13 protein-coding genes are annotated in these 11,691 nt (G+C 62.0%); 7 read left to right on the forward strand and 6 right to left on the reverse strand.

Annotated features, from left to right (window positions below; translation table 11 throughout):
* Position 1 precedes the first annotated feature (1 nt).
* The 7 genes from NKJ00_RS13605 to NKJ00_RS13635 all read left to right on the forward strand — a co-directional run bounded on the left by NKJ00_RS13605 (position 2) and on the right by NKJ00_RS13635 (position 6,143).
* Positions 2–1,036 carry a class I SAM-dependent methyltransferase gene (locus NKJ00_RS13605; protein ID WP_023809826.1) on the forward strand — a complete coding sequence of 345 codons (1,035 nt, stop codon included), beginning with the start codon at positions 2–4 and terminating at the stop codon, positions 1,034–1,036.
* A 249-nt stretch (positions 1,037–1,285) separates the two neighbouring features.
* Positions 1,286–1,927 carry a 50S ribosomal protein L25/general stress protein Ctc gene (locus NKJ00_RS13610; RefSeq protein ID WP_023809827.1) on the forward strand — a complete coding sequence of 214 codons (642 nt, stop codon included), beginning with the start codon at positions 1,286–1,288 and terminating at the stop codon, positions 1,925–1,927.
* A gap of 23 nt (positions 1,928–1,950) precedes the next feature.
* On the forward strand, positions 1,951–2,676 hold the full coding sequence (pth, locus tag NKJ00_RS13615; protein ID WP_352553450.1) for an aminoacyl-tRNA hydrolase: 726 nt from the start codon (positions 1,951–1,953) through the stop codon (positions 2,674–2,676).
* Positions 2,677–2,767: 91 nt separating this feature from the next.
* Positions 2,768–3,871 carry a redox-regulated ATPase YchF gene (gene ychF / locus NKJ00_RS13620; protein WP_352630045.1) on the forward strand — a complete coding sequence of 368 codons (1,104 nt, stop codon included), beginning with the start codon at positions 2,768–2,770 and terminating at the stop codon, positions 3,869–3,871.
* A gap of 230 nt (positions 3,872–4,101) precedes the next feature.
* Positions 4,102–5,076, forward strand: a complete 975-nt coding sequence (gene corA, locus NKJ00_RS13625; RefSeq protein ID WP_352630047.1) for a magnesium/cobalt transporter CorA — start codon at positions 4,102–4,104, stop codon at positions 5,074–5,076.
* A gap of 123 nt (positions 5,077–5,199) precedes the next feature.
* A complete protein-coding gene (locus tag NKJ00_RS13630; RefSeq protein ID WP_352553447.1) occupies positions 5,200–5,676 on the forward strand; it encodes a MaoC family dehydratase in 477 nt (158 codons plus the stop codon).
* Positions 5,673–6,143: a MaoC family dehydratase gene (locus NKJ00_RS13635; protein ID WP_023809834.1), complete on the forward strand. Its 471-nt coding sequence runs from the start codon at positions 5,673–5,675 to the stop codon at positions 6,141–6,143. The genes NKJ00_RS13630 and NKJ00_RS13635 overlap by 4 nt, the downstream gene beginning before the upstream one ends.
* Before the next feature lie 45 nt (positions 6,144–6,188).
* Here the strand turns inward: NKJ00_RS13635 and NKJ00_RS13640 are convergent, their stop codons facing one another.
* The 6 genes from NKJ00_RS13640 to petA form a co-directional block, all read right to left on the reverse strand.
* On the reverse strand, positions 6,189–6,734 hold the full coding sequence (locus NKJ00_RS13640; protein ID WP_013529989.1) for an adenine phosphoribosyltransferase: 546 nt from the start codon (positions 6,732–6,734) through the stop codon (positions 6,189–6,191).
* Positions 6,735–6,743: 9 nt separating this feature from the next.
* A complete protein-coding gene (locus tag NKJ00_RS13645) occupies positions 6,744–7,889 on the reverse strand; it encodes an alpha-hydroxy acid oxidase (RefSeq protein WP_128303835.1) in 1,146 nt (381 codons plus the stop codon).
* Positions 7,890–8,065: 176 nt separating this feature from the next.
* Positions 8,066–8,761: an acid phosphatase gene (locus NKJ00_RS13650; RefSeq protein WP_023809836.1), complete on the reverse strand. Its 696-nt coding sequence runs from the start codon at positions 8,759–8,761 to the stop codon at positions 8,066–8,068.
* Between the two features lie 127 nt (positions 8,762–8,888).
* The gene (locus NKJ00_RS13655) at positions 8,889–9,761 is read right to left on the reverse strand and encodes a cytochrome c1 (protein WP_352630049.1); all 873 of its coding nucleotides are present in this window, start codon (positions 9,759–9,761) and stop codon (positions 8,889–8,891) included.
* Positions 9,762–9,789: 28 nt separating this feature from the next.
* Positions 9,790–11,091, reverse strand: a complete 1,302-nt coding sequence (locus tag NKJ00_RS13660) for a cytochrome b (RefSeq protein ID WP_013529985.1) — start codon at positions 11,089–11,091, stop codon at positions 9,790–9,792.
* A gap of 16 nt (positions 11,092–11,107) precedes the next feature.
* On the reverse strand, positions 11,108–11,668 hold the full coding sequence (gene petA, locus NKJ00_RS13665) for a ubiquinol-cytochrome c reductase iron-sulfur subunit (protein WP_023809838.1): 561 nt from the start codon (positions 11,666–11,668) through the stop codon (positions 11,108–11,110).
* Positions 11,669–11,691 lie beyond the last annotated feature (23 nt).

Consider the following 11,691-nt stretch of genomic DNA (forward strand, 5'->3'; position numbering starts at 1 on the left):
CGTGCAGACCGTTCTTGATGGCAAAAGCTTGATTACTGCCGAGATGCTCGCCGGCACGCTGCCTCGGGGAAAGCTCGAGCATCATGGCGAAGCGTTCGAAACCGCGCGTGCTGAGCTGGCCCTCATTCTCCACGCGACACAGCAGCAGGTCGAACAGGACAAGAACCCGGCCGAGATCGTCGGTCGCTTGCTGTCCTTTCTGAATGGCCTGCATTCCAAGGTTCATCCCGACGTCTGGCATGCGTTGATACCGGTCGCGCAGAACCATCCGATCCTGAAGTATTTTCTCGAGGATCCGCTGACGCACTGGTCCTTCACCAAGCCCAGGGGCTATTCCGGCGACGCGCAGTTGCTTGATTACATCTATTGCGATCCGCATGTGGCAGAGAGCGTGGCCAACGCCTCGGAGATCGGCAAGGCCCTGTACAGCCATACCCAGAACGTACCGTCATGCGTCGCCGCACGGGAGCGGCGCGATCTCTTGACCCGATATGTCGATCAGATCGCGGCCAAGAATGGACCGGAAACCGAGGTCCTGGCGATCGCGGCCGGCCATTTGCGGGAAGCCAATCGTTCGGTCGCCCTGACGGAGGGCCGGCTCAAGCGCTGGGTTGCGCTCGACCAGGACCCCCAGAGCGTTGGGCTTATCGCGCGCGACTTCCAGGGCACCGCGGTCGAAGCCATCGACGGCTCGGTGCGAACCGTGCTCACGCGAGGCCACAAGCTCGGCAAATTCGACTTCATCTATGCCTCCGGCCTTTACGACTACCTCGCCCACAACGTCGCCGTGAAACTCACGAAGACCTGCCTGCAGATGTTGAAGCCGAACGGCACCTTCCTGTTTGCGAACTACGCCGAGGGCACGCCTGACGCCGGCTACCGGGAGACATTCATGGACTGGGTGTTGCTGCTGAGATCGGAGATCGATATGTGGAACATCGTCAATGCCAGCGTCGACCGCAACACCGTCGAGGCGCAGGTGTTCTTCGGCGAGAACCGCAACGTGCTTTATGCCGTCATCGAAAAGCGCGGATAGCGACCGCCTGGACTGCACCAGGCCGGGCGTGCCTTTGGCTTGCACCTCCGGCCGCCTTCCGCTATAGAGCCGCCACCCGCGTAGACACCCTTGGAGGCAACGCGGCGGAAGGCCGCCTTCCCGCATGATCCCGAAAAGTGGATTCCGGTTTTCGGACCAGATCATGCATGGGTATGTCGGCTTTCGACGTTTACGGTCCAGGCACTCTGCCCACCGTGAGCGCTCCAGAACAAACCGAAAGGAAATGCCATGAGCCACGACACTTACGAGCTCAAGGCCGAAGCACGCGAACAGGTCGGTAAGGGGTCCGCCCGTGCAGTTCGCCGCAACGGTAAAGTGCCTGCAGTAATCTATGGTGACAAGCAGCCTCCCCTGGCTATCGCGCTCACCTACAAGGACATCTACTACAAGATCCATGGCGGCGGGTTTCTGACCACGATCGCCACGATCGATGTCGACGGCAAGAAGATCCAGGTCCTGCCGAAGGACTTCCAGCTCGACCCGGTCAAGGATTTCCCTGTCCATGTCGACTTCCTGCGCATCGGCAAGGACACCCAGGTCAATGTCGACGTGCCTGTCCACTTCATCAATGAAGACAAGTCGCCCGGCATCAAGCGCGGCGGCGTGCTCAACATCGTGCGTCACGAAGTCGAGTTCCACTGCCCGGCCAATGCGATCCCGGAGTTCATCACCGTCGATCTCACCGGCGCCAACATCGGCGACTCGATCCACATCTCGGCGGTCAAGCTGCCGGCTGGCGTCAAGCCTGTGATCTCCGACCGCGACTTCACCATCGCGACCATTGCCGGTTCGTCGGCGATGAAGCCGGAGACGGAAGAGACGGCTGAAGCGGCTGCACCTGAAGCGGCTCCTGCCGCCGAAGAGAAGTAACTCTTTCCCGCCCGGAGCAGACGATGCTTGTCTTTGCAGGCCTCGGCAATCCGGGCGCGAAATACGCCAGCAACCGCCACAATGTCGGTTTCATGGCGGCGGACGCAATCGCCCGCCGCCATTCCTTTTCGCCCTGGACGAAGAAATTCCAGGGCCTGATTTCTGAAGGCACGCTCGGCGGCGAAAAAATCGTCCTGATCAAGCCGCAGACCTTCATGAACCTGTCCGGCCAGTCGGTCGGCGAAGCACTGCGCTTCTACAAGCTCGAGCTTTCCGCGCTCACCGTCTTCTATGACGAGATCGACCTTGCCGAAGGCAAGCTGCGCATAAAGACTGGCGGCGGTGCCGGCGGCCATAACGGCATTCGCTCGATCGACGGCCATGTCGGCAACGCCTATCGCCGCGTACGCATCGGCGTCGGCCATCCCGGCGTCAAGGAAATGGTCCAGCACCATGTGCTCGGCGATTTCGACAAGGCCGACCGCGAATGGCTCGAACCGCTGCTCGACGCGATCGCCGACAACGCCGCCATGATCGCCAAGGGCGACGAGTCCGGCTTCATGAACAAGACCAGCCTCGCCGTCCAGGGCAAGGCCGGCTCGCAACCGGAAAAGCCGGCACCGAAGCAGCCGGCGCAGAAGCAGCAAAGTCACGTCCGCCAGGCACGGCCGCAGCAGGTGCCAGCCAAGCTGCCGGAAAGCGGTCCAATGGCCGCCATGCTGAAGAAGCTGTTCGGCGGCAAGGACTGAGCATCAAGGGGACCGAAGGGCTTGACGTTGATCACCCCTATCGCCCATAGCCCTGATCAAATTTCTATTTTCCCGATAGGACCGAACAAAAATGGGTTTCAAATGCGGCATCGTTGGCTTGCCCAACGTCGGCAAGTCGACGCTTTTCAACGCGTTGACCAGAACGGCTGCGGCGCAAGCCGCCAACTATCCATTCTGCACCATCGAACCGAACACCGGCGAGGTGGCGGTGCCAGATCCGCGCCTGCAGAAGATCGCCGCGATCGCCAAGTCGAAGGAGATCATCCCGACCCGCATATCCTTCGTCGACATTGCCGGTCTGGTGCGCGGTGCCTCGAAGGGCGAAGGGCTGGGCAACCAGTTTCTCGCCAACATCCGTGAGGTCGACGCCATCGTGCATGTGCTGCGCTGCTTCGAGGATGACGACATCACCCATGTCGAGGGCCGCATCGACCCCGTCGCCGATGCCGAGACGGTCGAGACCGAGCTGATGCTCGCCGACCTCGACAGCCTCGAACGCCGCATCGTGCAATTCCGCAAGCGCGCCGGCAGCAAGGACAAGGAAGCGACGACCGTGCTGCCGCTGATGGAGGCAGCGCTCGAACTGCTGCAGGCCGGCAAGCCGACCCGCATTCTGCTCAAGGGTGTTTCGCCCGAAGATTTGCGCATCCTGCAGGGCTTGAACCTTCTGACCTCGCATCCCGTGCTCTATGTCTGCAATGTCGCCGAGGCCGACGCCGCCACCGGCAACGAGCACACCAGTGCCGTGGAAAACATGGCCACCGCCCAAGGCGCCGGCACCGTGGTGATCTCGGCGGCGATCGAGGCGGAAGTCGCCCAGCTCTCCGACGAGGAAGAAATGGAATTCCTGTCGTCGCTGGGCCTCGACGAACCCGGCCTGAACAAGGTCATCCGCGCCGGCTACGACCTGTTGCATCTCATCACCTATTTCACCGCCGGGCCGAAGGAGACGCGCGCCTGGACCATCCATAAGGGCGACAAGGCGCCACAGGCCGCCGGTGTCATCCACACCGATTTCGAGCGCGGCTTCATCCGCGCCCAGACCATCTCCTACAACGACTTCGTCACACTGGGCGGCGAAGTGGCGGCCAAGGAAGCCGGCAAGGCGCGCGACGAAGGCAAGGAGTATGTCGTCCAGGACGGCGACGTGCTGCTGTTCAAGTTCAACACCTGACGCCGGCCTGTCAGGCACCCAAACATCCGACGAGTAATCGGGGAAGCTTTCTCGGCGTGATCTTCCGATCCGGCCCGTGGCGATCGGTTGGGTCGCCACTTGTCTTGATTTTGTCACGTCACAGGTCTAAGCGGCAGAAGCACGGTCGGCGCTGACGTCGAGAACCGTGCAATCCAACACGACGCGTCAATCCGAACGCACCCTTTGGCCCCAGCAAGGGATACCAGGCGATGATCAAGGCCTTCGTCGTGGACAATGATCGCCTGCGCGTCGTCGACGATCTCCTGGCAAACAGCGAGACCATCGTCTGGGCGGACCTGTTCAACCCGACAAAGGAAGAGGAAGCGACGATCGAGAGCTGGCTCGGCGTTGCCATTCCGACGCGCGAGGAGATGGAGGAGATCGAGATTTCGAGCCGCCTCTATGTCGAGGACGGCGCCTATTTCATGACCGCCACCCTGCCCGCCCAGACCGAAATCGACGATCCCTTGATGTCGCCAGTTACCTTCGTGCTGGCCGGCACAAGGCTGATCACGGTGCGCTACCACGAGCCGAAGGCCTTCAAGACCTTTCCGCAGCGCGCCGAGAAGGTGGCGACCGGCTGCACCAGCGGCGACACCATCCTGATCGGCTTGCTGGAGGCGATCGTCGACCGTCTCGCCGACATTCTGGAACGCGCTGGCCGCGACATCGAGGCGATCTCGCGCGATATCTTCGAAGCGCGATCGACCAAGGTTTCCAAGCGCAATCGCGACTTCCAGGAACTCCTGAAAGCCATCGGCCGCAAGGAGGACATCGCGTCTTCGATCCGCGACAGCCTGATCTCGCTGCAGCGCCTGGCAGGCTTTTTCGCCCATGCCTCGACCCGCACCAAGATGAGCAAGGACACCAAGGCGCGCATCAAGACGCTGTCGCGCGATGTGCTGTCGCTGGCCGACCACGCCACCTTCCTGTCGCAGAAGATCTCCTTCCTGCTCGACGCCACCCTCGGCATGATCTCGATCGAGCAGAACGCCATCATCAAGATCTTCTCGGTCGCCGCCGTCATCTTCCTGCCGCCGACTTTGGTCGCCTCGATCTACGGCATGAATTTCGACGTCATCCCCGAGTTGAAATGGGAGCTTGGCTATCCCTTCGCCATCGCCATGATGGTGCTGTCGGCGATCCTGCCCTTCTGGTACTTCCGCCGCCGCGGCTGGCTCTGAGTGGCCCTGTCGATCGGCTGCCACAGGCTGGCGCAGTAGAAATCGCTTGACCAAACGAACGCCGGCCTGCATCCGGAAACCCCGATCCTGGGGATCGTGGGTCGACAAGCCGGATTCCAGACCATGACTGCAGAGATAAAAACATGGGCCTATGAGGACTTCATCGAGGGCGCATCGATCGACCTCGGCTCGAAGCTCGTGAGTGCCGCCGAGATCGTCGAATTCGCCGGAGAATTCGACCCGCAGCCGATGCATCTCGACGAGGAAGCCGGTAAGGCCAGCATCCTCGGCGGGCTGGCAGCGTCGGGCTGGCACACCTGCGCAATGTTCATGCGCATGCTGTGCGATGCGTTCCTGCTGGACTCGACCTGCCAGGGCGCGCCCGGAGTCGATCAGGTCAAATGGAAGAAGCCGGTCCTGGCCGGCGACCAACTGACCGGCACCCTGATGGTTATTGCCAAGCGCCTGTCGAAATCGAAGCCGCAACTCGGCTTGGTCACCATGCGCAGCGAACTGTTCAACCAGCGTGGCGAAAGCGTCTTCGAGCTCGAGAACTCCGTCATGTTCCTCACGCGCGATGCCGCGGGGAGCCAAGCATGACACTGGACGAGTTCTTCCGTATCGGCACCACCGTCACGCTCGGCTCGCACTCATTCGAGCCCGAGGCGATCAAGGCCTTCGCCCGTAAGTACGACCCGCAAATCTTCCATATCGACGAGGAGGCCGCGAAGAAAAGTGTGCTCGGCGGCCTCTGCGCGTCCGGTTGGCACACGGCCGCGACCTGGATGAAACTCAATCTGGAAAACCGTATGGACGCCGAGATCGCTGCGTGGAGCGGTCCCGGTCCAGTGCCGGAATTCGGTCCCTCGCCCGGCTTCAAGAACCTGAAATGGCTGAAGCCGGTCTATGCCGGGCAAACCATCACCTTCACGCGCACCGCGCTGTCGCACCGCCCAATCGCCTCACGCCCCGGCTGGCGGCTGCTGGCGCTGCGTTCGGAAGCTTTCGATTCCACCGGCGACAAGGTGCTCGAGTTCGAAAGCGCCGTTCTGGTGAAGGCCGAGTAACGCCACTTTCCCTCTCCCTTCTTGTAGGAGAAGGGAGAGCACTCCTCAATGTCCTTCGAACCCTATCAGCGTTCTGACCGGCACACCGAGGGCTTCGAGCTTGGCGCGGCCGCCGAGGTCCGGCAGGTCGATGACAAAACAGGCAGCGAGGATGTCGGCGCCGATCTGGCGCAGAAGTTTGACCGCCGCCTCCGCGGTGCCGCCGGTGGCGATCAGATCGTCGACAAGGATCACCTTCTCGCCCGGAGCAACGCCGTCCTTGTGCATCTCCATCTCGTCCAGCCCATATTCCAGGCTATAGGCGACGCGCACCGTCTCGTAGGGCAGCTTGCCTTTCTTGCGGATCGGCACGAAGCCGGCCGAGAGCTGATGGGCGACGGCGCCGCCAAGGATGAACCCGCGTGCCTCGATGCCGGCGATCTTGTCGATCTTCTGGCCGGCATAGGGATGCACCAGTTCGTCGATGGCGCGGCGGAAGGCGCGCGCATTGCCGAGCAGCGTGGTGATGTCGCGAAACAGGATGCCGGGCTTGGGATAATCCGGAATGGTGCGGATCGCGGCGAGCAATGTGTCTTCGAGGGAGGATTTCATGGGTCGAGATTACCTGAAACGGAGGTTCTTGCGCGACAATTGTTCGATCGAACTGCAGCCCATCAGCTTCATGCCGCGTTCGATCTCGACCCGCATCTGTTCAAGCGCCCGTTCGACGCCGGGCTGGCCGGCCGCCGCGAGCGGGAACAGATAGTAGCGTCCGACGCCGACGGCCTTGGCACCCAGCGACAGCGCTTTCAGCACATGCGTGCCGCGCTGCACGCCGCCATCCATGATGACGTCGATCCTGTCGCCAACGGCGTCGACGATCTCGGCAAGCTGATCGAACGCCGCCCGCGAGCCATCCAGCTGCCGCCCGCCATGGTTCGACAGCACGATGCCGCTGCAGCCGATGTCGACGGCGCGTCTTGCATCCTCCACCGACATGACGCCCTTGAGGCAGAACGGACCCGACCAAAGCTTGACCATCTCGGCCACGTCGTCCCACGTCATCGACGGGTCTAGCATCTCGGTGAAGTAGCGGCTGATCGACATCGTGCCGCCGCCCATGTCGACATGCTCGTCGAGCTGCGGCAGCTTGAACCCCTCATGGGTGAAATAGTTGATCGCCCAGGCCGGCTTGAGCGCGAACTGTGCCATTCCGGCGAGATTGAGCTTGAAGGGAATGGCAAAGCCGGTGCGTTTGTCGCGCTCGCGGTTTCCCCCGGTGATGCTGTCGACGGTCAGCATCATCACCTCGACGCCAACCGCCTTTGCGCGCTGCATCATCGCCCGGTTGAGGCCGCGATCCCGGTGGAAATAGAACTGGTAGACCTGTGGGCTGCTGCTGATGCCGCGCGCCTCCTCGAGGCTGACGGTGCCAAGCGAGGAGACGCCGAACATGGTGCCGTATTTGGCGGCGGCCCTGGCGACCGCGCGCTCACCCTGATGGTGGAACAGGCGCTGCAAGGCGGTCGGCGAGCAATAGAACGGCATCGCCAGCTTCTGGCCCATGACCGTCACCGACATGTCGACCTCGCTCACTCCGCGCAGCACGTTGGGAACAAGGTCGCAGGTCTCGAAGCTTTCGGTGTTGCGGCGATAAGTGACCTCATCGTCGGCCGCGCCGTCGATGTAGTTGAAGATCGGCCCGGGCAGCCGCTGCTGTGCCATCCGCCGGAAATCGGAAAAGTTGTGACAGTCGCTGAGCCGCATCATCGAATTCCAAAGGCCATGGCGGGACGAGCTTCTCGCCACCGTTCGATGCGTCGAATATCAACCTGATGCCGCCATGCCAACGGACTAATTGCCGAACTTTCGCTTGAGCACGAGCGTTAACAAAAAAGGAGCGCCTTAAGCGCCCCTTCCCGTCTAAATCCGGCTGACGAGGATTACATGCCGAGATCGGAACGAAGCTCGGCCCTGGCCACTTCATATTCAGCCTTGAAGTCGTCCCGGTTGAGCAGGACCGCGGCAATAACGCTGCCGGAAATCTTGCCCATCTCGACGTCGGACGCATAGTGGATGCCGCCGACCTCGCGGTTGTGGGCGTATTCGGCCGCACGCGCCATGATCTCGGCGCGCTTTTCCGGGACCATGTCGGACAGGATGATGCCCATCATCGTGCCTACGGTGGCATGGCCAGACGGCCAGGAACCGGAGCTCGACAGCTTGACCGCCGGCTTGACGAGATCGCTGAGCTGATGCGGGCGCGGGCGCTTCCAGACATCCTTGGCCGGGTCGACGACAGCCCCTTCGGTAGCCACCACGCGATCGAAGAAAGCGCTGAATTTCGGCAGCGTTTCCTTGTTGAATTTCGGCCCCATGACGTCGGCAAAGCGCCAGACATTCTCCTCGGCATCGGCCACCGCGCTGGCGACCATCTCCGGGGTGCGCGTCACCTGCAGCGTCAGCACCTCGCCGAGTTCGGCCTTGGTCTGCGCCGAATCGTTTGCCGGCGGCGGCGGCAGGATCATCGTCAGGTCGACGTCCTTGTTGGTGACGAAGGGCTGAGCGTCTTCCGCTTGCGCGGCCGAGCCGAGGATGAGCAGCAACAGGCCTGCCGCGAGCGATGCGTATCTTTTCATGAATGCGATCCTTTGATGAGAGCAGCACAGGATCGCCGGATGCGATGACGGCCATGTGACATGACCAGCCTCCGGAAATGCAAAAGGGCGCCTCTCGGCGCCCTTCGCGATCACTTGATTGTGTGGCCTAGTGGGCCACGCCTTCCCACACCTTGCGCTTGGTGAGATAGACCAGCGCGCCGAACAAAAGCAGGAACACCAGAACGCGAAAACCGGTCTTCTTGCGGTCTTCCATATGCGGCTCAGCCGCCCACGCCAGGAAGGCGGAGACGTCGCGGGAATACTGATCGACGGTCTGCGGCGCACCGTCATCATAGGTCACCTGGCCGTCGGAGAGCGGCTTGGGCATTTTCAGCGACACGCCGGACATGAAGTACGGATTGTAGTGGGTGCCTTCCGGGATCACCATGCCGGCCGGCGGCGTCTGGTCGTAGCCGGTCAGCAGCGAGTGGATATAGTCGGGGCCGCCCGCGTCATACTGGGTGAAGATGTCGAAGACGAATTGCGGAAAGCCGCGCTCGACGCCGCGCGCCTTGGCCAGCAGCGACATGTCGGGCGGGGCAGCGCCGCCATTGGAAGCGGCGGCCGCTTCGTCGTTTGCGAACGGCGGCGGAAAGTGGTCGGACGGCTTGCCTGGACGGTCAAACATGTCGCCGGCATCGTTGGGACAGTCATGGATCGTGTACTCGGCCGACAGCGTCTTGATCTGCGCATCGGAATAGCCGAGGTCCGACAGCGTGCGGAAAGCCACCAGGTTCATCGAATGGCAGGCCGAGCAGACTTCCTTGTAGACCTTGAGGCCGCGCTGCAGCTGCGCCTTGTCGTAAGTGCCGAATGGGCCGGTGAAACTCCAGTCCATTTCCTTCGGCTCGTCGATCGGGAAATGTGTCGGATTGGCCACATTGTGTGCCTCTTCGGCGGCGATCGCCCGAGTGCCCGCGGCCCCAGCGGCGACGGCCACGAGGCCGATCAGCGCCAGCGAGGTGAGAATCTTTTTCATGCCAAATCCCCTTAGATTCTCTACCCGCTCAGCCTTTGGTTTCCGGAGCCGCCGTAGCGCCCGCCGGATGTCCGCTGCCGCCCTTGTTCTTCTCGAGCACCGCCTCGGTGATCGAGTTCGGCAGCCGTCGCGGCGTCTCGATCAGGCCGAGCACCGGCAGCGCGATCAGGAAGAAGGCGAAGTAGAACAATGTCGCCATCTGCGCCATGAACACATAGCTGCCTTCGGCCGGCTGCGAGCCCAGCCAGCCAAGCAGGATGGCATCGGCCACGAACAACCAGAAGAACAGCTTGTACCAGGGCCGGTAAACGGCCGAGCGTACCTTCGAAGTGTCGAGCCACGGCACCAGGAACAACATGACGATGGCGCCGAACATGCACAGCACGCCGCCGAGCTTGGAGTTGATCGGCCCGACATTGAAGGTGATGGCGCGCAGGATCGCGTAGAACGGCAGGAAGTACCATTCGGGCACGATGTGGGCCGGCGTCTTCAGCGGGTTGGCGACGATGTAGTTGTCGGGATGGCCGAGATAGTTCGGCAGGTAGAAGACGAAATAAGCGAAGAAGAACAGGAACACGATCATGCCGAACGCGTCCTTGATGGTCGCGTAGGGGGTGAAGGCGACAGTGTCGGTCTTCGACTTGACCTCGATACCCGTCGGGTTCGACTGGCCCACGACATGCAGCGCCCAGATGTGCAAAACGACGACGCCGGCAATCATGAACGGCAACAGATAGTGCAGCGCAAAGAAACGGTTCAGCGTCGGGTTGTCGACGGCAAAGCCGCCGAGCAGCAGCTGCTGAATCCAGTCGCCGACCAGCGGAATGGCGCTGAAGAAGCCGGTGATGACGGTGGCGCCCCAGAAGCTCATCTGGCCCCATGGCAGCACGTAGCCCATGAAACCGGTCGCCATCATCAGGAGATAGATGATGCAGCCGAGGATCCAGAGCAGTTCGCGCGGCGCCTTGTAGGAGCCGTAATAGAGGCCACGGAAGATGTGGATGTAGACGGCGACGAAGAAGAACGAGGCGCCGTTCGAATGCATGTAGCGCAGCAGCCAGCCGGAATTCACGTCGCGCATGATCTTCTCGACCGAGCCGAAGGCCAGATTGGTGTCAGCCGTGTAATGCATGGCCAGCACGATGCCGGTCAGGATCTGCGCCACCAGCATGATCGAAAGGATGCCGCCAAAGGTCCACGCATAGTTGAGGTTGCGCGGCACCGGATAGGCAACGAAGCTGTCATAGACCAGCCGCGGCAGCGGCATGCGGGCGTCGAACCAGCGTCCGAGACCGGTTTTGGGCGTATAGGTCGAGTGTCCCTCGCTCATCGAAATATCCCCTGCCTCAACCGATAAGGATCTTGGTATCGGAAATGAACTTGAATACCGGAACCGCCATGTTCTCAGGCGCCGGGCCTTTGCGGATGCGGCCGGCCGTATCGTATTGCGAACCGTGGCACGGGCAGAACCAGCCGCCGAAATCGCCTTCCTGGCCAAGCGGAATGCAGCCGAGATGCGTGCAGACCTGAACCATCACCATCCAGGCCTCCTTGCCGGGCGTGGTGCGATTGGCGTCGGTCGCCGGCGCATCGGACGGCAGATTGGCGTTGCGGGCGATCGGATCCTTGAGATCGGCGAGATTGACAGCCTCGCCGTCCTTCATTTCCTGTTCGGTGCGGTTGCGGACCACGACCGGCTTGCCGCGCCACTTGACGATCAGCGACATGCCCGGCGTCAGTGAGGCGACGTCGACTTCGACGGAAGCGAGCGCCAGCGTCGAGGCATCGGGGCGCATCTGGTCGATGAACGGCCACGCGAAAGCACCCGCGCCGACCACTGCGGCCATGCCGGTGGCGACGTAGAGAAAATCACGACGGTTGGGATCCTGGGTGTCGGTTGCGCTCACGGGTGCCTGATCCTTTCGCCTCT

Origin of the sequence: Mesorhizobium sp. M0227, assembly GCF_040321855.1 — a bacterium.
Lineage (GTDB): Bacteria > Pseudomonadota > Alphaproteobacteria > Rhizobiales > Rhizobiaceae > Mesorhizobium.

What these genes read in the sequence shown, in the direction of transcription:
- NKJ00_RS13660 (WP_013529985.1), bottom strand. Translation starts at nt 11,091, where the DNA reads ATGAGCGAGGGACACTCGACCTATACGCCCAAAACCGGTCTCGGACGC.
- NKJ00_RS13640 (WP_013529989.1), bottom strand. Translation starts at nt 6,734, where the DNA reads ATGAAATCCTCCCTCGAAGACACATTGCTCGCCGCGATCCGCACCATT.
- NKJ00_RS13630 (WP_352553447.1), top strand. Translation starts at nt 5,200, where the DNA reads ATGACTGCAGAGATAAAAACATGGGCCTATGAGGACTTCATCGAGGGC.
- NKJ00_RS13645 (WP_128303835.1), bottom strand. Translation starts at nt 7,889, where the DNA reads ATGCGGCTCAGCGACTGTCACAACTTTTCCGATTTCCGGCGGATGGCA.
- NKJ00_RS13655 (WP_352630049.1), bottom strand. Translation starts at nt 9,761, where the DNA reads ATGAAAAAGATTCTCACCTCGCTGGCGCTGATCGGCCTCGTGGCCGTC.
- pth (WP_352553450.1), top strand. Translation starts at nt 1,951, where the DNA reads ATGCTTGTCTTTGCAGGCCTCGGCAATCCGGGCGCGAAATACGCCAGC.
- corA (WP_352630047.1), top strand. Translation starts at nt 4,102, where the DNA reads ATGATCAAGGCCTTCGTCGTGGACAATGATCGCCTGCGCGTCGTCGAC.
- ychF (WP_352630045.1), top strand. Translation starts at nt 2,768, where the DNA reads ATGGGTTTCAAATGCGGCATCGTTGGCTTGCCCAACGTCGGCAAGTCG.
- NKJ00_RS13635 (WP_023809834.1), top strand. Translation starts at nt 5,673, where the DNA reads ATGACACTGGACGAGTTCTTCCGTATCGGCACCACCGTCACGCTCGGC.
- NKJ00_RS13610 (WP_023809827.1), top strand. Translation starts at nt 1,286, where the DNA reads ATGAGCCACGACACTTACGAGCTCAAGGCCGAAGCACGCGAACAGGTC.
- NKJ00_RS13650 (WP_023809836.1), bottom strand. Translation starts at nt 8,761, where the DNA reads ATGAAAAGATACGCATCGCTCGCGGCAGGCCTGTTGCTGCTCATCCTC.